Here is an 18,917-nt window from a genome sequence, read left to right as displayed (position 1 = left end):
TGCCGCACGGGCACCCGATCCGCTAGCGCTTCGAACGCTGTTTTCCACAGGGTTTGCCGGCGGCCATGCGGCTCCACCTCCACCTCCTCTCCGACTCGACCGGCGAAACGCTCGAGAACGTCGCCAAGGCAGGGCTCGCGCAATTCGAGGGCGTGGAGGCGATCAAGCATTTCTGGCCGATGGTGCGCTCCGAAGGCCATCTCGATCGCGTGCTGATCGAGATCGCCGCCAAGCCAGGCCTCATCATCTATACGCTGGTCAACTCGACGGTGCGCCAGAAGCTTGAGCAGCGGTGCGCAGCGATCGGCCTGTCCTGCGTGTCCGCGCTCGACCCGGTAATCGACGCGCTGTCGCGGTTGCTGGGACAGGAGACGATCAGCCGCCCGGGCCGCCAGCACGCGCTCGACGAGGCCTATTTCGCGCGGGTGGAGGCGATCCACTACACCATCGCGCACGACGATGGCGTCGGCGCGGAAGATTGGGAGGAGGCGGACATTGTGCTCGCCGGCGTCTCGCGCTCGTCCAAGACGCCGACGTCGATCTATCTCGCCAATCGTGGCTACCGCGTCGCCAACATCCCGCTGGTGGTGGAGAGCCCGCCGCCGAGAAGCCTGTTCGCGCTCGAGAAGCCGCTGGTCGTCGGCCTGACCACCAGCGCGGAGCGGCTGATCCAAATCCGCCGCAATCGCCTGCTGTCGCTCAATCAGGCGCCCGAGACCGCCTATGTCAATCAGGAGCGGGTGACGCGTGAACTCGCCTTCGCCCGCCGGATGTTCTCGGATCGTGGCTGGCCGGTGATCGACGTCACCCGTCGCTCGATCGAGGAGACTGCGGCGGCGATCATCAACCTCGTGACGGAGCGCCGTGAGTCGCCGCCGCTCGCGCCGGTGGCGGCGCGATGATCCTGCTGGCGAGCGGCAGCGCGTCGCGACGCGCGATGCTGGAGGCGGCGGGCGTGTCCTTCGAGGTCGAGCCGCCACGCGTCGACGAGGAGGGCGCCAAGGCCTCGCTGCGCGCGGAAGGCGTCGAGGCACGCGGGCTCGCCGACGCGCTCGCCGAGCTGAAGGCGATTGCCGTGTCGCGGCGGCGGCCGGGGCGGGTGGTGATCGGCAGCGACTCGGTGCTCGCGCTCGCCGACGGTGAGACGCTCGACAAGCCCGCCGATCGCGCGACGGCGGCGGAGCAGCTCCGCCGGATGCGCGGTGCCAGACACCGCCTCGTCAGCGCAGCGGTGGCCGCGCGCGACGGCATGGCGGTGTGGCGCGCGATCGACGTGGCGACGCTCCACGTCCGCGCCTTCTCCGATGCGTTCCTCGACGAGTATCTCGACGCGGAATGGCCCGCGATCGCCGCCTGCGTGGGCTGCTTCCGGATCGAGACGCGCGGCGTGCAGCTGTTCGATCGTATCGAGGGCAGCCACTTCACGGTGCTGGGAATGCCGTTGCTGCCGCTGCTCGGCTGGCTACGCGAGGTCGGCGAGGTCGCACGATGAGCCTGCCCTGGGCCGAGGTGATCGGCGATCCGGTCGCGCAGTCCAAGTCGCCGGTCATCCACGGCTTCTGGCTCGCCGCGTCGGGCCTGCCCGGCCGCTACGACAAGACACGGGTCGCGGGCGACGATCTCGCCCGCTTCCTTGCCGAGCGTCGTCGCGACTCCGATTGGCGCGGCTGCAACGTCACCGTGCCGCATAAGGAGCGCGTGGTGCCGCTGCTCGATCGACTGGAGCCGCAGGCCGCGCGGATCGGCGCGGTCAACACCGTCATACGCGATGGCGACGCGCTCGTCGGCGTCAATACCGACGCGGGCGGCTTCATCGATCCCCTGCGCGAGGTGCTGGGCCGCCCGCACCTGTTCCGCATGGCGCGCGTGCTCGGCACCGGCGGCGCGGCGCGCGCGATCGTGGCGGCGCTGGCGGATGAGGGCTTCACGATCGTGCTGGCGGGACGCGATCCGGACAAGGCAGCGCGACTTCTCGCCGAACTCGCGCCCGACGGCGGGCATCACGCGGTCGCGATCTCCCACTTTGCCGAGCCGACCGACTTCGCCTTCGACGATCGCGCCGGTTGCCTCGATCTCGTCGTCAACGCGACGGTGCTGGGGATGATCGGCCAGCCGCCGCTCGCCTTCCACATCAGCCACGCGCCGCCCGGCAGCATCGTCTACGACATCGTCTACGCGCCGTTGGAGACGAGACTGCTACGCGACGCGCGCGCGCGTGGATTGCCGACGATCGACGGGCTCGCCATGCTGATCGGCCAGGCGGCCGAGGCATTCGAGCGGTTCTTCGGGCGGGCGCCGCCTCGAGGGCGCGACGGCGAACTCCGGACGTTGCTCGCCGCATGATCCTCCTGGGCCTCACCGGCTCGATCGGCATGGGCAAGTCGACGGTGGCGGAGATGCTGCGGCGCGAGGGCGTGCCCGTGTTCGACGCCGATGCAGCCGTCCACCGCCTGCAGGGGCCGGGTGGGCGGCTGCTGCCGGCGATCGAGGCGGCGTTTCCCGGATCGACGGGCGGGGGCGGCGTCGACCGCATCGCGCTCGGCCGTGCGGTGTTCGGCGACGCGGAGAAGCTCGGGCAGCTGGAGCGCATCGTTCATCCTGCCGTCTACGCCGAGCGCGCCGCCTTCCTCGCCCGCCATGCCGCGCGGCCGATCGTCGTTGACGACGTGCCGCTGCTGTTCGAGAAGGGGAGCGCGGCTCGCGTCGATGCCGTGGTGGTGGTGTCCGCGCCCGCCTGGATGCAGCGCCGACGCGTGATGGCGCGCCCCGGCATGGATGCGACCAAGTTCGCGCGCATCCTCGCACTCCAGATGCCCGACGCCGAGAAGCGCCGCCGCGCCGACTTCGTGATCGAGACGGGTCGCGCGCGGGATCGTACCGGCGCGCAGGTCCGCGCCCTGGTCGCTTGCCTCCGCCGCCACGGGCTCCGATACTGCCGCGCATGCGCGAGATCGTGTTCGACACCGAGACGACGGGGCTGAGCCCCGCCGATGGCCACCGCCTCGTCGAGATCGGCTGCGTCGAGCTGTTCAACCGGGTCGAGACCGGCCGCCACTTCCACGCCTACTTCCATCCCGAGCGCGACATGCCCGGCGAGGCCGAGCGCGTGCACGGCCTGTCCCTCTCCTTCCTCTCCGCCAAGCCGCGCTTCGCCGATGGCGTGGCGGAGCTGCTCGCGTTCCTGGACGACGCGCCACTCGTCGCGCACAATGCGGCGTTCGATTTCGGCTTCCTTAACTGGGAGCTGTCGGCGTGCGGCCGGACGGCGGTGTGCGAGTCCCGAATGATCGACACGCTCGCTATCGCCAAGCGCCGCCACCCCGGGGCCAAGCTGTCGCTTGATGCGCTGTGCACCCGCTATGGCATCGATCGCAGCCAGCGGGTGAAGCATGGCGCGTTGCTCGACGCGCAGCTCCTCGCCCAGCTCTACGTCGAGCTCTGCGGCGGGCGGCAGATCGGCCTTGGCCTCGCCGACGCGTCGACCGCCGCGATCGCGGTCGCCGACGTGTCGTCCGCGATCCCGCTGCCGCCGCGAGCCGTGCGCCCGCCGCGCCCGCACGCGCCTTCGACGGACGAGCTGGAACGGCACCGCGCCTTCGTCGCGACGTTGGTGTCTCCATTGTGGGAGCGGTTCGCCGCTTCCGGTTGACCGGGCGCGGGGCGGGGCCTAGCCCGCCCGCCCGAAGTTCGAGGAGGTACGCATGGACATCCGCGTTTCCGGCCACCAGGTCGATACCGGCGAGGCGCTTCGCGGCCATGTGGTCGATCGGCTGAATGGTATCGCGGACAAGTATTTCTCGCGCACGATCTCGGCACAGACGACCTTCGGCAAGGGACCGCACGACAACCGCTTCACCTGCGACATCGTGGCGCACGTGACGAACGGACTGGTGATGAAGGCATCCGGCATGGGCGCCGACGCCCACCCCGCCTTCGACGAGGCCGCCGCCAAGATCGAGAAGCAGATCCGGCGCTACTCCAAGCGCCTCAAGAGCCATGGCGCCACGCCTGCTGACGGCGTCGACGACAATGCCGGCTACACGGTGTTCGACGTCGGCCGTGACGAGGAGGAGGAGGTCGCCGACGCGCCGCTCATCGTCGCCGAGACACGCGTCGACGTGCCCGACGCCACCGTGTCCGACGCGGTGATGATGCTCGACCTGCGCAACACCGGCGCGCTGTTGTTCCGCAACGCGGGCACGGGCGCGTACAATATGGTCTACCGGCGTGGCGATGGCACCATCGGCTGGGTCGAGCCGAACCGCGGCGGCTGAGGCAGGGCGCCTCGCCCGGCGATGGACGACTTCAGCGACATTCTCGCGGCCGACGCCGTCTTCCACGATCTCGCGGCGGGATCGAAGAAGGCGCTGTTCGCGCAGGTCGGCGGGCTCGCCGCGCGCGGCCTCGCGCTCGACCCCAAGCTCATCGCCGAGCGACTGGCCGAACGCGAGCGCCTCGGATCGACGGGCTTCGGCGCGGGCGTCGCCATCCCGCACGGCAAGATAGACGGCCTGCCCCGCGTCGTCGGCCTGTTCGCCATGCTGGACAGGCCGCTCGACTTCGCGGCGATCGACGCGGTGCCGGTGGATCTCGTCTTCGTGCTGCTCTCGCCGCCCGACGCGGGCGTCGATCACCTGAAGGCGCTGGCGCGGGTCAGCCGCCGGCTTCGCGACCGCGCCTTCGTCGCCAAGCTGCGCGGCGCGGGTTCGGCCGACGCGCTCTACGCGCTGTTCGCGGACGGCGGCGCGCGCGACGCGGCGTGAGCGACGATGCTCCAGCCGAGACCGTGAACGCCGGCGAGGAGGCGCATTTCCGCGCGCTTGAACGGCTTTACGCGGCGGCCCCGGTCAACCACCTGTTTGAGTCGCGGCTGGAGGTCGCGCAAGCAGGGGTGGCGCGTATCCGCTTCACGGTCGATGGGCGCAGCCACCACGCCGCCGGCGCCGCGCACGGGACCATCTACTTCAAGATGCTCGACGACGCGGCCTTCTACGCGGCGAACAGCCTGGTAAGCGACCGGTTCCTGCTGACCACCGCGTTCAACCTGCTGCTAACCCGCCCGATCAGGGGCGGCCCGGTTGTGGCGGAGGGGCGCTGGGTGAGCGGTCGGCGGCGCGTGTTGGTCGCGGATGCACGGCTGGTCGACGGGGAGGGCGAGGAGGTGGCGCGCGGCACCGGCACCTTCATGCGCTCGCGCTTCGCGCTCTCCTCGCTGCCGGGCTACGCGGGCGTGGGCGCAGAGTGAGTGGCAGGCTGCCGGCGCATATCGAAATATCCGGCCTGATTCGTCGTTCGCAGGCGCTGGGCGGCCATGCCGCCGTCCTGCGCCGGGGTGAGCGTGACGCCGGCGCGATCCTCGTCCTGATCGCCGAGCGCGGCGCTGTCCTAGGATTGTTGGAGCGGGTGCTACGCTCGCGCGGTCATTACGGCTGGCAGTTCCGATCGCGCGAAGAGATCGAGCAAAAACAAGTTGTTAACGATTATCTGGAGCGACGGGGTTTGATCGACTCCGACCTTTGGGTGCTTGAACTGGATATCCCGGACGCGGAACGCTTCGCCGCTGAAATGACGAGTACGGGTTGACGCTACGGCAATCGGCCGGCCACGGGAGAGTCGTCATCCAGTAACGGCGACCGCCATGCTTCCAGGCGGGCTCCGTAGTCGGGGGATAGCGCTGGGCCTCAACGTTGCGAGGCCGGGTCGGATCCACCGCCTCGTTGCGAAACATCATGCGCGGATTTGCTCGCGTCGCCTTCTCGGCGGCGTCCTTTTGTTGCGCGGCCGGGTTTGGCGGTCTCGCCACTCCTTCCATGGCCGCCGAGATCGGTAGCTCCGGATCGACCGCCACCGCTATGCTGGCGGCAGTTACCGCCCCGCTCATTGCAGGGGACATCGCCCGGCTCCGCGCCGCCGAGGCCGGTTTCTCCACCGCGCAGACCGCCGACGCGCCGTCGCCCGGTTCGCTTGAGGACCTGGTCTCCGCCAAAGCCGGCGACACGGCGGACACGCCCGAGGATCGCTGCCTCGCCGCCAGCGTCTATTATGAGAGCAAGGGCGAGCCGCTCGCCGGACAGCTCGCCGTCGCGCAGACGATCATCAACCGGGCCAAGTCCGGCCGCTTCGCCGACAGCGTGTGCGGCGTCGTCAAGCAGCCTGGCCAGTTCTCCTTCATGCGCCACGGCGAGGTGCCCACGCCGGCGGTCAACTCCGCCTGGTCGCGCGCCGTCGCGATCGCCCGGATCGCGCGCGATGGGCTCTGGAAGCAGATCGCGCCCGCCGCCTTGTTCTTCCACGCGCGCTACGTCTCGCCCGGCTGGGGCAAGTCGCGCATCGCCTCGATCGGCAACCACATTTTCTTCCGCTGAGCTTTCCCTCGTTCGCTGGACGTTCTAATCGGCGGGCATGAACCAGCCGGCCGTAGCGGAATGCCTCGCCGATGCGCCGCCGCAGGCGCGCGACGTCGCGCGCGGCGTGTCGCGCCTGTTCTTCCACGCGGATCGCATGACGCTCTGCGAGGTGCCGCTCGGCAATGGCCGGCGCGCCGACATCATGGCGATCGACGGGCGTGGCCAGATCGCGATCGTCGAGATCAAGGTATCGCGTGCCGATCTGCTCGGCGACGGCAAGTGGCCCGACTATCTCGATTACTGCGATCGTTTCTACTGGGCGGTGCCACCCGGCTTCGACCTTTCGCCGTTCGAGGGCGAGCAGCTCCGTCCCGCCGTCGCCGGGCTGATCGTCGCGGATCGCTACGAGGCGCAGGTGCTGCGCGAGGCGGCGTGCCGGCCGCTTCCCGGCGCGCGCCGCAAGGCCGAGACGCTGCGCTTCGCGCGTCGCGCCGCCCGGCGCGTGCTCGGCAGTCTCGATCCCGCGCTGGTCGCCTTCGATTAGCGTGGCGGACCCGCGATGCTGCGCTTGGGCTTCGGCGGCGTCGTCTCCAGCATCCGCAGCAGCGCCTCGGAGCGGCCGTCGCGGCGCGCATAGTCGATCGCGGACATGCCGGCGACGCTGTCGGTCGCGCGGGGATCGGCACCTGCGTCGAGCAGCACCTTGGCCACGGGCAGGCTGCGCGCCTGGGTAGCGAGGATGAGCGGGGTCTCGCCGCGATCGTCGGCGAGGTCGACGCGCGCGCCGCGCCCGAGGAAGAGTTGGACGCCCTCCACCCAGCCGAGTTGCGCCGCGTCGGCGAGGGGCGTCAGCCCCTGGCGATCGCGCGCGTCGATATCGGCGCCGCGAGACAGGAACACCTGCGCGTAGGTGCCGTCGCGGCGCTTGGTGACGATGTGCAGCGCCGTCTCCCCCGTCGCGCTTTCGCGCGAGGTCAGGATGGTGGAGCCGGGCTTGTCCAGCGCCTCCTGCACCTTGGCGCCGTCGCGGTCGCGCACCGCCTTCAAGAAGCCGTAGCTGTCCGACATGAACTGCTGCGCCACCGCCGGAGCGGACGCCACGATCGCCGCCATCATCGCCCAGCCGTGCCACCGCCGCATCGCCGCCCTCCCGCTTGCCAAGCGAGGCGTAGCGCAGCATGGCTGGCCGCGCCATGAACGTCCGTGCATCGTGGGCGGCGACGCTGCTGCTCGGCGCCCTTGTGGCGGGCTGCCACCGCGCGCCCGATCCTGCCACCGCGCCGCTGGCCGGCGCGGCGATCGGCGGCCCCTTCTCGCTCGTCGACCAGGATGGCCGCCTCGTCACCGAGCGCGCCTTCGCCGGTCGCTACCGGGCGATCTACTTCGGCTACAGCTACTGCCCGGATGTCTGCCCGACGACGCTGCAGGTGCTGATGGAGGGATTTCGCCGCTTCGCGCACGCGCACCCGGCCGACGCCGCCAGGCTGGTGCCGATCTTCGTCAGCGTCGACCCCGCGCGCGACACGCCCGCGGTGCTCAAGCGCTACGTCGCCGCCTTCGGACCGCAGCTCGTCGGACTCACCGGCAGCGCCGACGCGATCGCGCGCACCGCCAAGGAATATGGCGTCTACTACAAGGCGCAGCCGGCGAAGGGTGCATCCGGCTACTTGGTCGACCATATGAGCCAGGCCATGCTGTTCAGCCCCGACAATAAGCCGATCGCGCTGCTGCCCACCGATCAGGGAGCCGATGCCGTTGCCGCCACCTTCTCGGATTGGGTGCGGTGAACGCCCCGTCCCGCTTCTGGGAGGAGAAGCCGCTCGAGAAGATGAGCCGCGTCGAGTGGGAGTCGCTCTGCGACGGCTGCGGCAAATGCTGCCTCCACAAGCTGGAGGACGACGAGACCGGCGAGATCTTCCCCACCAACGTCGCCTGTCGCCTGCTCGACAGGCGCGCCGGCCGTTGCAAGGATTATCGCCGCCGCCACGCCTTCGTGCCGGAGTGCGTGCGGCTGACCGCGCGCACCGTTGCGACGCACGACTGGCTCCCCACCACCTGCGCCTACCGCCTGCTCGCCGAGGGGCGACCGCTCGCCGACTGGCACCCGCTGGTGAGCGGCGATCCCGAGAGCGTGCATCGCGCCGGCATCTCGGTGCGCGGCTGGACGGTGAGCGAGGACGAGGTCGGCGACCTGGAGAACCACATCGTCGAGCGCGAGCTGTGACGCGGCCATGGCCTACGCGCTGATCGTGCGCCGCCACGCCTCGGCGCGGCGAGCCCTGCTGCGTGTCGATGCGGCGAGCGGCGCGGTGCGCCTGACGCTGCCGCCGCGGATGACCGAGGCGCGTGGCCGCGCCTGGGCGGAGGAGCATCGCGGCTGGATCGAGGCTCGGCTCGCCGCGCTGCCGCTGTCCAGGCCGATCATGCCGGGCGCGACCATCCCGCTGCGCGGCCGCGACGTGACGATCGACTGGTCGCCGGACCATCGCCGCGCGCCCGAGCAGGCGGGCGAGAGGTTGCGGGTCGGCGGTACGATCGAGGCGCTGCCGCGTCGCCTGATCGCCTGGCTGCGCGCGGAGGCGCTGGTGCTGCTCGATCGCGAGACGCGCGCGGTGGCGGCGGACGCGGCCGTGTCGGTCGGCCGTGTCTCGGTCGGCGATCCCCGTGTGCGCTGGGGAAGCTGCACGGCATCGGGCGACATCCGCTACTCCTGGCGGCTCGTCATGGCGCCCGAGGATGTGCTGCGCTCCACCGTCGCGCACGAGGTCGCGCATCGTCTCCACATGAACCACGGGCCGGATTTCCGGGCCGCCGAGCGGCGCCTGTTCGGGCAGGACCCCGCAGTTCCCCGTGCCTGGCTTCGCCGCCATGGCGCCGCGCTCCACGCTGTCGGTCGTCCCGCATCGCCTGCGACGGACGGGCGATCGTCCTGATCGCGAGCTGAGCCCTAACGCGGCGTCGGGCGTTTTCCGTCCGACGCCGGCGCGGGCCGGCACCATGGGAGCACGGCATGAGCACGACCTTGACCGCGAGTTTCGACACCCGTCGCGAGGCCGAGATGACGGTGGAGCGACTGGTCCAGCAGTTCGGGATCGAACGGACCGACATCTTCATCGCCACCGCGGGCGACGAGAACAGCGCCGGCGTCGAGCGCGCGGGATCGGACACGGAGGCCGGTTCGCCGAGCCCCGAGGAGCGGGACGACAGCGAACTCGAAGGGCGCGTCACGGTCTCGGTCGACCTTGAGGACGAGGCGGTGGCGGGCGAGGTGCGCTCCGCGTTCGCCGAGTTCGACGCCGCCGAGGTGACCGAGAGCTGATCGGCGCTTGGGGCGGGACGCCAGGTCCCGCCCCACCCGATCAGGCCGCGCTCGCCTCGACCGTCTCCGCGAGCTTGGTCGCGTAGCGGTCGCTGCCGTAGATTTCCTTGGTCGCGTCCTTCAGCCGCTTCGCGTCGTCCTTGAGGCCGAGCGCCTTGGCATAGGCGGCCGCCGTGCCGAAGCCGGCGATGCCGTAGTGCGACATGCGCTGATATTGCGCGACGATCAGCGCGTCGAGCAGCGGACCCTTCTCCGGGCCTTCCTCGACGATGTGCTTGGTGGCCTCGGTGACGAGGCCTTCCATTCCCTTGCAATGCTCCTTCGACACCTTCTCCTCCTGGCCGGCGATCAGCTCCTTGAGGATGTCGCTGTGCTTGCCGATGCCCTCCTGCGATCCCGCCAGCATCTCCTTGAGATCGGCGTCGCTCGCCTTGGACGCGACCTTCTTCAGGAGCCGCTGCATCTGGTCGTTGGCCGACCAGAGGTCCTTGAGCTCGTCGATATACAGGTCCTTCAGATCCTCGGGTGTCGACATGACGGCGTCCTCCTCTTCCGGCGGCGGCGGCCGCTAGAGGAAGGGGAGCGAGCCACCGGGCGGAGGGTTCCGCTACCTCAAGCGAAATCGGCGACTGGACGCGACATGCCGTCGGTCAGGCATCCGCATGGCCGGATGCGGCAGCAGAGATCATGGGCAGGCGTGCTGAGACATCGGAAAAACACGGTCTAGCTTGGAAGAAGCACCTCGAGCGGCGACATCAACGGCCTGGCGCTGGCCGAGTTGCCCGACTTTCGGGAGGTGGGACCGTCCGGGCGCTAGGTCGCCACCGCTACCTCGGGATCGTTTCCGATCGCTGCGACGGGCTTGCATGACGCGAGCGCGCCGCTCGAAGTTCGACGTGATGCCTTTTCGCGAAGTCGGCGGGGCCAGATAGCCGTGCGCGGCCTGGCCGTCGGCGGCCTGCGATCCCACTCCTGCAGGGTTTTAATTGCCCGCGCGAAACAGCCGATCACCTCGACGACCCGGCTGCTGCGGCCGCGACACGCAAGCAGCTTTGGGGGCGAGGTGATGCGGTCTGCGACGAGGTTCGCCCTCTACGCTGAACGAAGGTTCCCGTTACAATCGGATCTGCTGCGGATCAGTCGTGGTTGGCCTTCTCGTCAAGCGAGAAGCCGAGCTTCAATATGATCTGATACCGCTCGACCTTTCCCTCCTTCACTTGGCCTCGCATCTCGGTAACCTCGAACCAGCGAATATGGCGCAGCGTCTCGCTGGCGCGCGCGACGGCGCCTTCGATGGCGTCGTCTATGCTTTTGTCCGATGTGCCGACGACTTCGACGATCTTGGCTACATAGTTACTCATCTCATGCCTCCGTTTGCCGCAGCTCAGGTTTCCACGTCGCGCCTGTGATACCACCAACGCACGATGCATCCCACCCCTGGACTTCGCAGGGTCGCCGCGATCCAGCCGGTCGCTTCGGGTGGCCGGGCCCCGTCGGCGTGAACCTCAGACTAGTGCCTGCGTCCGAAATCAGGCGCCGGATCATCCTGCCCCGTCTCTAGGATCGAGCGGCGGACCGCGCGGGTGCGCGTGAACAGGTCGAACAGGGCATCGCCGTCGCCCCAGCGGATCGCCCGCTGCAACGCGGTCAGGTCCTCGGTGAAGCGCTGGAGCATCTCCAGCACCGCCTCGCGGTTCGACAGGAACACGTCGCGCCACATCGTCGGATCGGAGGCGGCGATGCGGGTGAAGTCGCGGAAACCGCCGGCCGAATATTTGATGACCTCGCTCGCCGTCACCTCCTCCATGTCGGATGCGGTGCCGACGATGGTGTAGGCGATGAGGTGGGGCAGGTGGCTGGTGACCGCGAGCACGCGATCATGATGCGCGGCATCCATCGTCTCCACCTGGCTGCCGAGCCTGCGCCAGAACTCGCTGATCCGCTCGACCGCTATCGGGTCTGCGTCGGCGGGTGGCGTGACGATGCACCAGCGACCTTCGAACAGCGTGGCGAAACCTGCATCCGGCCCACTGCGCTCGGTGCCGGCAACCGGGTGCGCGGGCACGACCTTTCGGCCGGGCAGCGCCGCCACCAGCTCAGCCAGCACGCGCACCTTGGCCGATCCGACGTCGGAGACGATCGCGTCGGCGGGCAGCTCGTCGGCGATCGCGGTGGCCACCTCGCCGATGCGGCCGGGCGGCACGCAGAGGATGACGAGGTCCGCGTCCGTCACCGCCGCCGTCGCCGTATCGGCGAGATCGTCGACGAGGCCGAGCTCGGCGACGCGCGCGCGTACCGCCGGATCCGCGTCGTGGCCGGAGAGCGCGACGGTCGGCATCGTCGCACGCACCGCGCGCGCGATCGAGGAGCCGATCAGCCCCAGTCCGATCACCGACACGCGCGCGAAGGGCAGCATCAGCCGCCGGCCATCCCGCGCAGGGCCTCAACGACGCCTCTCATCTGCGCCTCGGTTCCAATCGTGATGCGGAGCGCGTGCGGCAGGCCCTGGCCGGGCAGCCAGCGCGTGATGAAGCCCGCAGCCATCAACCCCTCATAAGCCTGCTCGGCGGAGAGCTGGCCCTCGAACAGGACGAGGACGAAATTGGCCTTGGACGGCACCGCTCGCAGGCCGGGGATCGCGTCCACCTGCTCCTCGAACCAGCTTCGCCATCGCCGGTTGTGCTCGCGGCTCTCGGTCAGGAAGCGATCCGCGCCCAGCGCCGCGATCGCCGCGTGCTGGCCGGCGGTGGTGACGTTGAAAGGCGCGCGGATGCGCTGCATGGCGTGGATCGCGTGAGCGGGGCCGTAGGCCCAGCCGATCCGCTCCGCCGCCAGCCCGAAGATCTTGGAGAAGGTGCGCGTCACCATCACGTTCGGCGCCGCGCGCGCAAGTTCCAGTGCGCCGTCGTCGTCGGCCGCGTCGAGATACTCGGTATAGGCCTGATCGATCACCAGCATGACGTCCGCCGGTACGCCGGCGTGGAGCCGCGCGATCTCCTCGCGCCGCGTGTAGGTGCCCGTCGGGTTGTTGGGATTGGCGACGTAGACCACCTTGGTTCGTCCCGTCACGCACGCCAGCAGCGCGTCCACGTCGGTAGCATAATCCCGGTCTGCGGCCTCGACAGGCGTCGCGCCGACCCGTCGCGCCGCGATCGGGTAGACCGAGAAGCCGTAGCGGACGTAGAGCACCTCGTCGCCCACCCCGGCGAACGAGCCGGCGACGAGGTGCAGCACCTCGTCCGATCCGGTGCCGTGGATCACCCGGTCGGCTTCGATGCCGTAATGAGCGGCGATCGCCTCGCGTAGCGCGGCGGCGCCGGCGTCGGGATAAACCTCCAGGTGGTGCGCGGCGGCAGCGAAGGCGGCGCGTGCCTCATCGGGTGTGCCGAGCGGGTTCTCGTTCGAGGAGAGCTTGGCGGCGGCGGCACCGCTGGTGGTGGTCGCGCGGCCGGCCACGTAGGGCGCGATTGCGTCGATCCACGGCTTGACCACGGGTTGAAGGGGCATGTTCGTCATGGCCGCGCTGTAGCGGCGATGGCGGGGAAGGGGAACGGCGCTCACCACGTCGCGCGCGCCATCTCGGCGGCGGCGCCCGCGATTGACAGCTTTCTCCTCGCGACGCATCGCACCGCTGGTGGACCAGCGTATGGGAACGGCCCGCAGCGTCGTCCTGCCCGGGCCGCTGGCGCTCGACGGCGGCACCCAACTCGCGCCGGTGACGATCGCCTACGAGACCTACGGCATCCTCGCGCCCGATCGTGGCAACGCCATCCTCGTCGCGCACGCGCTCACCGGCGACCAGCATGTCGCCAGCGTTCATCCGCGCACCGGCCGCCCGGGCTGGTGGCACCGCATGGTGGGGCCGGGGCGGCCGATCGACACGGATCGCTGGTTCGTCGTCTGCGCCAACGTGCTGGGCTCGTGCATGGGCTCGTCCGGTCCGGCCTCGGCGGCGGCGGACGGGCGCGCATTCGCGATGCGGTTCCCGGTCCTCACCCTCCGCGACATGGTGCGCGCGCAGGCGATGCTGCTCGATCATCTCGGCATCGGAGTGCTGGCCGCCGCCGTCGGCGGATCGATGGGCGGGATGCAGGTGCTGGAGTGGACGGCGACCTATCCGGAGCGCGTGCGCGCCGCCGTGGTGATCGCGTCCGCCGCGCGCCACTCCGCGCAGAACATCGCCTTCCACGAGGTCGGCCGGCAGGCGGTGATGGCGGACCCCAAGTGGCGCGGCGGCGACTATTACGAGTCGGACGATCCTCCCGCCGCCGGGCTCGCCGTCGCGCGCATGGCGGCGCACATCACCTACCTGTCGGAAGCCGGGCTGACCGAGAAGTTCGGCCGTCGCCTCCAGAAGCGCCCCAACAGCCCGGAGGGGGCCAAGCGCTTCGGCTTCGACGCGGACTTCCAGGTCGAGAGCTACCTCCGCCACCAGGGCATCAGCTTCGTCGATCGCTTCGACGCCAACTCCTACCTCTACATCACGCGCGCCATGGACTATTTCGATCTGGCCGAGGAACATGGCGGTCGCCTCGCCGACGCCTTCCGGCGATCGGCCGCGCGCTTCTGCCTCGTGTCGTTCGATACCGACTGGCTGTACCCGACGGCCGAGTCGCGAACGATCGTGCAGGCACTGAACGCCGGCGGCGCGGCGACGAGCTTCGTCGAGCTGTCCTCGCCGTTCGGCCACGACGCCTTTCTGCTGGACGTGCCCGAACTCGATCGCGTGGTAGGCGGCTTCCTCGGGGCGGCGACGTGATCGCGCTATCCGACGACAAGGCGCGGCTCGACGTTGCACGCATCCATGGTTGGCTCGCATCCAGCTACTGGTCGCCGGGGATCGCGCTGGAGCGGGTCGAGCGCGCGATCGCGGGCTCGCACTGCCTTGGCGCGTATGAGGGCGATCGGCAGGTCGGCTTCGCGCGCGCGATCACCGATTACGCCACGTTCGCGTGGATCGCCGACGTCTGGATCGACGAAGCCGCGCGCGGCGAAGGACTCGGTCGCCGGATGGTCGGCTGGTTCCTCGATCATCCGGACTTCGCGGGTCTGCGTCGCGTCGCTCTCGTCACGCTCGACGCGCACGGCGTCTACGCGCCGCTGGGCTTCCACCCGCCTCTGCGACCCCAGAACTACATGGAGCGGCTGTCGCAGGAAGCGGTGGCCGTGCTGGAGGCGATGCGATGAGCCTGCGCCCCGATCTGTCGATCATCGCCGGCCACGTGCCATCCGGCGCCCGCGTGCTCGACGTCGGTTGCGGCGACGGGATGCTCATGGCGGCATTGCGAGACGAGCGTGGCGTGGATGCGCGCGGCATCGAAATCGATGCCGCCAACGTCGCCGCCGCGATGGCGCGTGGGCTGTCGGTGGTGCAGGGCGATGCCGACACGGACCTGGCCGGCTACCCCTCCGGCGCGTTCGACTACGCGATCCTCTCCCAGACGCTGCAGACGAGCGCCAGGCCGGCGTGCGTGCTGGACGAGTTGCTGCGCATCGGACGCTATGCCTTCGTCTCGTTCCCCAACTTCGCGCACTGGCGGGTGCGGGCTTCGCTGCTGTGGGGCGGGCGGATGCCGGTGACACGCACGCTGCCCGAGGGTTGGCACGACACGCCCAACATCCACCACCTGACGATCGACGATTTCCGTGCCTTCCTGCGCGAGCGCGGCATCGCCACGCAGCGAAGCTGGTTTCTCGCCGGAGACCGGCTGCGCGGGCCGGCGGCCGCGAACCTGTGGGCGGAGCACGCGATCTTCCTGATCAGCCGGGCCTGACCTTCCGGAATCTTCACGGATCGACTATATGGTTGGCGTTCGGATCAGGTCTGCCAGGAGAAGACGCCATACCGCCACCGATGATGCGCCGCCCGCTGGGCGCGCCGCCCGTGCTGAACGGCCCCCGCTTCGACGAGTTCATCCAGGTCCCGCGCGTGCGCGTGATCGACGAGGCGGGCGAGAATCTGGGCGTGATGTACACGCGCGAGGCGATGGAGCAGGCGCGCGAGCAGGGGCTCAACCTCGTCGAGGTGTCGCCCAACGCCGATCCGCCGGTGTGCAAGTTCCTCGACGTGGGCAAGTTCAAGTACGAAGCGCAGAAGAAGGCGAACCTCGCCCGCAAGTCGCAGAAGACGCAGGAGATCAAGGAGATCAAGATGCGTCCGAACATCGACGATCACGACTACGACACGAAGATGAAGAAGATCTTCGAGTTCATCGGCGAGGGCGACAAGGTGAAGTGCACCTTGCGCTTCCGCGGGCGCGAGCTCGCGCACGGGCAGCTCGGCATGCAGGTGCTCCAGCGCGTTCAGGCCGACGTGGCGGAAGTCGCCAAGGTCGAGCAGTTCCCGCGCATGGAGGGCCGCCAGATGCTGATGGTGATCGCGCCGAAGTGATGCGGTGAGGCGAACGCGCGTGTAGCGGCGGGCGGGAGCGTCCGCATGGGGAGCCCGACAGGCCGAACGTTCCCCTCGCAGGTTCGGCATAGGCCGAGGGCACTCAGGCGGCGTCGGCGAGCACCTCGCCCGCTGCCGCCGCGAGCAAGCGCCGCTGCAACGTCTTCAGCCGGTGCGGGCCCGCGATCTTCTCGCCGGTAAGGTCGGTCAAGTAGAAGGTGTCGACCGCGCGCTCGCCATAGGTGGCGATATGCGCCGAGTGGATCGTCACTTTGGATTGGAACAGCGCGTAGGCGAGCGCGTGAAGCAGCGCCGGCCGATCGCGAGCGTTGACCTCGACGACGGTGTAGCGGTTCGACGCCTTGCCGTCGATGAGCACGTCGGGCACGATCTGGAACGTATCGGCCCGCGCGCGTGCCGGCTTCTTGTCCGCCAGCCGGTCGGCGAGCCGCGAGCGGTTGGCGAGCGCGTCCTCGATGGCGCGACGCAGGCGATCCAGCCGCTCCGCCTCCTCGAACGGGCCGCCGAGGGGATCCTGCACCAGGAAATTGTCGAGCGCCATGCCGTCGCGCGTCGTATGGATGCGCGCGTCGATGATGTTGCCGCCCGCGACGTGGATGCCACCCGCGATGCGGAAGAACAGTCCGGGATGATCGGCGGCGTAGACCGTCACCAGCGTGGCGCCGTGCGCCGGCTCGGGCTGGGTCGCGATCCGCAGCGAGGATCCTTCCGCATCCGTTTCGGCGATGACGCGCGCGTTCGCCTCCAGCACGTCGGGCGCCTCGGCTACCCAGTAGGCGTCGGGCAGGCGGCGAGCGTGGGCGGCGAAGCGCGCCTCTTCCCAACCGAGCGCGGCGGCGAGGACGGCCTGCTTCTCGCCGATCCGCTCGCGCCGGCCCTTGTGCTTATGGCCCAGCCGCAGCACCTCCTCCGCCGCGTCGTAGAGCTGGCCGAGGAGCTGGCGCTTCCACCCGTTCCACACGCCGGGTCCCACCGCGCGGATGTCGACGACCGTGAGGAGGAGGAGGAGACGCAGCCGCTCGACGCTCTGCACCGTCTCGACGAAGTTCAGGATCGTCTTGAAGTCCGACAGGTCGCGCTTGAAGGCGGTGTCAGACAGCAGCAGGTGATAGCGCACCAGCCACGACACGGTCTCCGTCTCGGCGGGTGTGAGCCCCAGGCGCGGGCACAGCCGGCACGCGATCTCCGCGCCCAGCACGCTATGATCGCCGCCGCGCCCCTTGGCGATGTCGTGCAGCAGCACCGCGACGTACAGCGCGCGACGCGAGGCGATCTTCCCCATCAGCTCGGCGGCGAGCGGGTGGTCCCCGGCCAGCTCGCCGCGCTCGATCCGGGACAGCAGGTCGATGGCGTGGAGCGTGTGCTCGTCCACCGTGTAATGGTGATACATGTCGAACTGCATCCGCGCGACGACGCGGCCGAAGTCGGGCACGAAGCGGCCGAACACCCCCGCCTCGTTCATCCACCTGAGCGCCTTCGCCGATCCGTTCTCGCTCGCGAGCAGGCCGAGGAAGATGGCGTTGGCGCGGGCGTCGACCCGGACTGCGGCGCTGATCAGCCCGGCGTCGCGCGAGGCCTGCCGCATGGTGAGCGGGTGGATTTCCAAGCCGTGGCGATCGGCGACGGCGAACAGCGCGAGGAGCCGGACGGGATCGGCGGCGAAGAAGCCGTCGTCGGGCGCGGCGAGCTTGCCGTGATCGAGAACGAAGCCATCGAGTTGCCGCTTCCGTCCGACGGAGGGCAGCTTGAAACGGGGCCTGCGGCGGCGCTCGAAGCTCTCGTCGAGGTGAGTGAGGAACAGCCCGGTGAGCGTGCCGACCGATCGCGCCGTGCGGAAGTAATGCTGCATGAAGCGTTCGACCGCAGGGCGGCCGGGACGATCGGCATAGCGCATCCGCTGTGCGACGTCGCGCTGAAGGTCGAAGGTCAGCCGGTCCTCGGCGCGATGGGCGATGAGGTGCATCTGGCAGCGCACCGCCCACAGGAAATTCTCGTCGCGCTGGAACTGGCGCAGCTCCTCTACCGTCAGGAGGCCTGCGGGCACGAGATCGGCGGCGAGGCGGACCTGGTGGACGACCTTGCCGATCCAGAACAGCGTGTGGAGGTCGCGAAGCCCGCCCTTGCCCTCCTTGACGTTGGGCTCGACGACGTAACGGCTGTCGCCCATCCGCTTGTGGCGCGCGTTGCGCTCGGTGAGCTTGTCGGTGATGAAGGCGCGGGCGGTGCCAGCCTGCACTTCCGCCTCGAAGCGGCGCGCCGCTTCGTCGTACAGCGCCTCGTCGCCCCATACGAAACGACCTTCGAGCAGCGCGGTGCGCACCGTCAGGTCGGCTTTGGCCTGGCGGACCATCTCGTCGAGCGAGCGGCTGGAGTGGCCGACCTTGAGGCCGAGATCCCACAGCACGTAGAGGATCGATTCGATGACGCGCTCAGTCCAAGGCGTCTGCTTCCATGGTGTCAGGAAGGCGATATCGACGTCGGAATGGAGCGCCATCTCGGCGCGGCCATAGCCGCCAACCGCCATGAGGGTGAGCCGCTCGGCCTTGGTGGGATTGGGGTTCGGGTGCAGCCGCTCCACCGCGAGATCGAAGGCGAGCCGGAGGATCTGGTCGGTCAGGAAGGCGTAGCCCGCCGCCGCCTCCAGTCCGCGCGACGGATGCTCGGTCAGCCGCCGGACGAGCTCGTCGCGGCCCATTCCGAGCGCATCGCGCAGCGTCGCCGTCGCGGCGCGACGCAGCGCCTCGTCATCGGGAAGCGCGGCCAGGCGATCGGCAACGTCACGCCGGTCTACGATCTGGCGGCGCTGCGGGAGGGTGTCGAAACGGGAGGCCACGGTGGC

25 protein-coding genes are annotated in these 18,917 nt (G+C 69.7%); 19 read left to right on the top strand and 6 right to left on the bottom strand.

The features are described from left to right. The first annotated feature begins 65 nt into the window (after positions 1 to 65). The 11 genes from ACOFKX_RS10985 (at position 66) to ACOFKX_RS10935 (ending at position 6,891) form a co-directional block, all read left to right on the top strand. A complete protein-coding gene (locus tag ACOFKX_RS10985) occupies positions 66 to 902 on the top strand; it encodes a pyruvate, water dikinase regulatory protein (RefSeq protein ID WP_419827017.1) in 837 nt (278 codons plus the stop codon). Continuing rightward, positions 899 to 1,492, top strand: a complete 594-nt coding sequence (locus ACOFKX_RS10980; protein WP_419827016.1) for a Maf family protein — start codon at positions 899 to 901, stop codon at positions 1,490 to 1,492. Before ACOFKX_RS10985 ends, ACOFKX_RS10980 begins: the two co-directional genes overlap by 4 nt. After that, positions 1,489 to 2,343, top strand: coding sequence for a shikimate dehydrogenase family protein (locus ACOFKX_RS10975; protein WP_419827015.1), 855 nt, complete (start codon positions 1,489 to 1,491; stop codon positions 2,341 to 2,343). Before ACOFKX_RS10980 ends, ACOFKX_RS10975 begins: the two co-directional genes overlap by 4 nt. Further along, complete coding sequence (gene coaE, locus ACOFKX_RS10970) at positions 2,340 to 2,981, top strand: dephospho-CoA kinase (RefSeq protein ID WP_419827014.1); 642 nt, start codon at positions 2,340 to 2,342, stop codon at positions 2,979 to 2,981. Before ACOFKX_RS10975 ends, coaE begins: the two co-directional genes overlap by 4 nt. Next, complete coding sequence (dnaQ, locus tag ACOFKX_RS10965; protein ID WP_419827013.1) at positions 2,942 to 3,649, top strand: DNA polymerase III subunit epsilon; 708 nt, start codon at positions 2,942 to 2,944, stop codon at positions 3,647 to 3,649. Before coaE ends, dnaQ begins: the two co-directional genes overlap by 40 nt. 52 nt (positions 3,650 to 3,701) lie before the next feature. After that, positions 3,702 to 4,274 (top strand): ribosome hibernation-promoting factor, HPF/YfiA family, encoded by a 573-nt coding sequence (gene hpf, locus ACOFKX_RS10960; RefSeq protein WP_419827012.1) that lies wholly within the window; start codon positions 3,702 to 3,704, stop codon positions 4,272 to 4,274. Positions 4,275 to 4,295: 21 nt separating this feature from the next. Then, the gene (locus ACOFKX_RS10955) at positions 4,296 to 4,763 is read left to right on the top strand and encodes a PTS sugar transporter subunit IIA (protein ID WP_419827011.1); all 468 of its coding nucleotides are present in this window, start codon (positions 4,296 to 4,298) and stop codon (positions 4,761 to 4,763) included. Then, complete coding sequence (locus tag ACOFKX_RS10950; RefSeq protein ID WP_419827010.1) at positions 4,760 to 5,245, top strand: PaaI family thioesterase; 486 nt, start codon at positions 4,760 to 4,762, stop codon at positions 5,243 to 5,245. The genes ACOFKX_RS10955 and ACOFKX_RS10950 overlap by 4 nt, the downstream gene beginning before the upstream one ends. Beyond that, positions 5,242 to 5,583 carry a DUF1491 family protein gene (locus ACOFKX_RS10945; protein ID WP_419827009.1) on the top strand — a complete coding sequence of 114 codons (342 nt, stop codon included), beginning with the start codon at positions 5,242 to 5,244 and terminating at the stop codon, positions 5,581 to 5,583. Before ACOFKX_RS10950 ends, ACOFKX_RS10945 begins: the two co-directional genes overlap by 4 nt. Positions 5,584 to 5,810: 227 nt before the next feature. Further along, positions 5,811 to 6,365 carry a cell wall hydrolase gene (locus tag ACOFKX_RS10940; RefSeq protein WP_419827008.1) on the top strand — a complete coding sequence of 185 codons (555 nt, stop codon included), beginning with the start codon at positions 5,811 to 5,813 and terminating at the stop codon, positions 6,363 to 6,365. Positions 6,366 to 6,402: 37 nt separating this feature from the next. After that, the gene (locus tag ACOFKX_RS10935; protein WP_419827007.1) at positions 6,403 to 6,891 is read left to right on the top strand and encodes an MmcB family DNA repair protein; all 489 of its coding nucleotides are present in this window, start codon (positions 6,403 to 6,405) and stop codon (positions 6,889 to 6,891) included. On the opposite strand, the gene ACOFKX_RS10930 is transcribed toward ACOFKX_RS10935, so the two are convergent. Next, positions 6,888 to 7,487 (bottom strand): ankyrin repeat domain-containing protein, encoded by a 600-nt coding sequence (locus ACOFKX_RS10930; protein WP_419827006.1) that lies wholly within the window; start codon positions 7,485 to 7,487, stop codon positions 6,888 to 6,890. The two genes, ACOFKX_RS10935 and ACOFKX_RS10930, sit on opposite strands and share 4 nt — an antisense overlap. A 38-nt stretch (positions 7,488 to 7,525) precedes the next feature. On the opposite strand from ACOFKX_RS10930, the gene ACOFKX_RS10925 reads away from it, so the two are divergent. From ACOFKX_RS10925 to ACOFKX_RS10910, 4 genes are all read left to right on the top strand, one after another. Continuing rightward, on the top strand, positions 7,526 to 8,134 hold the full coding sequence (locus ACOFKX_RS10925; RefSeq protein WP_419827005.1) for an SCO family protein: 609 nt from the start codon (positions 7,526 to 7,528) through the stop codon (positions 8,132 to 8,134). Next, positions 8,122 to 8,571, top strand: coding sequence for a YcgN family cysteine cluster protein (locus ACOFKX_RS10920; RefSeq protein WP_419827004.1), 450 nt, complete (start codon positions 8,122 to 8,124; stop codon positions 8,569 to 8,571). The genes ACOFKX_RS10925 and ACOFKX_RS10920 overlap by 13 nt, the downstream gene beginning before the upstream one ends. A gap of 7 nt (positions 8,572 to 8,578) precedes the next feature. Beyond that, positions 8,579 to 9,280 (top strand): M48 family metallopeptidase, encoded by a 702-nt coding sequence (locus tag ACOFKX_RS10915; protein ID WP_419827003.1) that lies wholly within the window; start codon positions 8,579 to 8,581, stop codon positions 9,278 to 9,280. 77 nt (positions 9,281 to 9,357) lie between these two features. After that, positions 9,358 to 9,666: a hypothetical protein gene (locus ACOFKX_RS10910; protein WP_419827002.1), complete on the top strand. Its 309-nt coding sequence runs from the start codon at positions 9,358 to 9,360 to the stop codon at positions 9,664 to 9,666. Positions 9,667 to 9,706: 40 nt separating this feature from the next. Here the strand turns inward: ACOFKX_RS10910 and ACOFKX_RS10905 are convergent, their stop codons facing one another. From ACOFKX_RS10905 to hisC, 4 genes are all read right to left on the bottom strand, one after another. Continuing rightward, positions 9,707 to 10,201: a DUF892 family protein gene (locus ACOFKX_RS10905; protein WP_419827001.1), complete on the bottom strand. Its 495-nt coding sequence runs from the start codon at positions 10,199 to 10,201 to the stop codon at positions 9,707 to 9,709. A gap of 601 nt (positions 10,202 to 10,802) precedes the next feature. Continuing rightward, on the bottom strand, positions 10,803 to 11,027 hold the full coding sequence (locus tag ACOFKX_RS10900; RefSeq protein WP_419827000.1) for a dodecin: 225 nt from the start codon (positions 11,025 to 11,027) through the stop codon (positions 10,803 to 10,805). A 149-nt stretch (positions 11,028 to 11,176) separates the two neighbouring features. Continuing rightward, a complete protein-coding gene (locus tag ACOFKX_RS10895) occupies positions 11,177 to 12,082 on the bottom strand; it encodes a prephenate/arogenate dehydrogenase family protein (RefSeq protein ID WP_419826999.1) in 906 nt (301 codons plus the stop codon). After that, complete coding sequence (gene hisC, locus ACOFKX_RS10890; RefSeq protein ID WP_419826998.1) at positions 12,082 to 13,182, bottom strand: histidinol-phosphate transaminase; 1,101 nt, start codon at positions 13,180 to 13,182, stop codon at positions 12,082 to 12,084. The genes ACOFKX_RS10895 and hisC overlap by 1 nt, the downstream gene beginning before the upstream one ends. 130 nt (positions 13,183 to 13,312) lie before the next feature. On the opposite strand from hisC, the gene metX reads away from it, so the two are divergent. The 4 genes from metX (at position 13,313) to infC (ending at position 16,057) form a co-directional block, all read left to right on the top strand. Continuing rightward, positions 13,313 to 14,425 (top strand): homoserine O-acetyltransferase MetX, encoded by a 1,113-nt coding sequence (metX, locus tag ACOFKX_RS10885; RefSeq protein ID WP_419826997.1) that lies wholly within the window; start codon positions 13,313 to 13,315, stop codon positions 14,423 to 14,425. After that, positions 14,422 to 14,853: a GNAT family N-acetyltransferase gene (locus ACOFKX_RS10880; RefSeq protein WP_419826996.1), complete on the top strand. Its 432-nt coding sequence runs from the start codon at positions 14,422 to 14,424 to the stop codon at positions 14,851 to 14,853. Before metX ends, ACOFKX_RS10880 begins: the two co-directional genes overlap by 4 nt. Next, on the top strand, positions 14,850 to 15,440 hold the full coding sequence (metW, locus tag ACOFKX_RS10875; RefSeq protein ID WP_419826995.1) for a methionine biosynthesis protein MetW: 591 nt from the start codon (positions 14,850 to 14,852) through the stop codon (positions 15,438 to 15,440). The genes ACOFKX_RS10880 and metW overlap by 4 nt, the downstream gene beginning before the upstream one ends. Before the next feature lie 80 nt (positions 15,441 to 15,520). Next, the gene (gene infC / locus ACOFKX_RS10870; protein WP_419826994.1) at positions 15,521 to 16,057 is read left to right on the top strand and encodes a translation initiation factor IF-3; all 537 of its coding nucleotides are present in this window, start codon (positions 15,521 to 15,523) and stop codon (positions 16,055 to 16,057) included. A 103-nt stretch (positions 16,058 to 16,160) separates the two neighbouring features. Here the strand turns inward: infC and ACOFKX_RS10865 are convergent, their stop codons facing one another. Further along, positions 16,161 to 18,911: a [protein-PII] uridylyltransferase gene (locus tag ACOFKX_RS10865; protein WP_419826993.1), complete on the bottom strand. Its 2,751-nt coding sequence runs from the start codon at positions 18,909 to 18,911 to the stop codon at positions 16,161 to 16,163. Between the last annotated feature and the right edge of the window lie 6 nt (positions 18,912 to 18,917).

The organism is Sphingomonas sp. (genome assembly GCF_965200105.1).
Classification (GTDB): domain Bacteria; phylum Pseudomonadota; class Alphaproteobacteria; order Sphingomonadales; family Sphingomonadaceae; genus Solisphingomonas.
Note: the sequence above shows the minus strand (reverse complement) of the source record. Positions and strands in the feature narration are given on the sequence as shown.

Coding starts and splice junctions, on each gene's coding strand:
- ACOFKX_RS10985 (WP_419827017.1), top strand. CDS start 66: ATGCGGCTCCACCTCCACCTCCTCTCCGACTCGACCGGCGAAACGCTC.
- ACOFKX_RS10910 (WP_419827002.1), top strand. CDS start 9,358: ATGAGCACGACCTTGACCGCGAGTTTCGACACCCGTCGCGAGGCCGAG.
- coaE (WP_419827014.1), top strand. CDS start 2,340: ATGATCCTCCTGGGCCTCACCGGCTCGATCGGCATGGGCAAGTCGACG.
- ACOFKX_RS10900 (WP_419827000.1), bottom strand. CDS start 11,027: ATGAGTAACTATGTAGCCAAGATCGTCGAAGTCGTCGGCACATCGGAC.
- ACOFKX_RS10905 (WP_419827001.1), bottom strand. CDS start 10,201: ATGTCGACACCCGAGGATCTGAAGGACCTGTATATCGACGAGCTCAAG.
- ACOFKX_RS10915 (WP_419827003.1), top strand. CDS start 8,579: ATGGCCTACGCGCTGATCGTGCGCCGCCACGCCTCGGCGCGGCGAGCC.
- ACOFKX_RS10925 (WP_419827005.1), top strand. CDS start 7,526: ATGGCTGGCCGCGCCATGAACGTCCGTGCATCGTGGGCGGCGACGCTG.
- ACOFKX_RS10940 (WP_419827008.1), top strand. CDS start 5,811: ATGGCCGCCGAGATCGGTAGCTCCGGATCGACCGCCACCGCTATGCTG.
- hpf (WP_419827012.1), top strand. CDS start 3,702: ATGGACATCCGCGTTTCCGGCCACCAGGTCGATACCGGCGAGGCGCTT.
- ACOFKX_RS10980 (WP_419827016.1), top strand. CDS start 899: ATGATCCTGCTGGCGAGCGGCAGCGCGTCGCGACGCGCGATGCTGGAG.
- dnaQ (WP_419827013.1), top strand. CDS start 2,942: ATGCGCGAGATCGTGTTCGACACCGAGACGACGGGGCTGAGCCCCGCC.
- metW (WP_419826995.1), top strand. CDS start 14,850: ATGAGCCTGCGCCCCGATCTGTCGATCATCGCCGGCCACGTGCCATCC.
- ACOFKX_RS10895 (WP_419826999.1), bottom strand. CDS start 12,082: ATGCTGCCCTTCGCGCGCGTGTCGGTGATCGGACTGGGGCTGATCGGC.
- ACOFKX_RS10975 (WP_419827015.1), top strand. CDS start 1,489: ATGAGCCTGCCCTGGGCCGAGGTGATCGGCGATCCGGTCGCGCAGTCC.
- infC (WP_419826994.1), top strand. CDS start 15,521: ATGATGCGCCGCCCGCTGGGCGCGCCGCCCGTGCTGAACGGCCCCCGC.
- ACOFKX_RS10935 (WP_419827007.1), top strand. CDS start 6,403: ATGAACCAGCCGGCCGTAGCGGAATGCCTCGCCGATGCGCCGCCGCAG.
- ACOFKX_RS10955 (WP_419827011.1), top strand. CDS start 4,296: ATGGACGACTTCAGCGACATTCTCGCGGCCGACGCCGTCTTCCACGAT.
- metX (WP_419826997.1), top strand. CDS start 13,313: ATGGGAACGGCCCGCAGCGTCGTCCTGCCCGGGCCGCTGGCGCTCGAC.
- hisC (WP_419826998.1), bottom strand. CDS start 13,182: ATGACGAACATGCCCCTTCAACCCGTGGTCAAGCCGTGGATCGACGCA.
- ACOFKX_RS10930 (WP_419827006.1), bottom strand. CDS start 7,487: ATGCGGCGGTGGCACGGCTGGGCGATGATGGCGGCGATCGTGGCGTCC.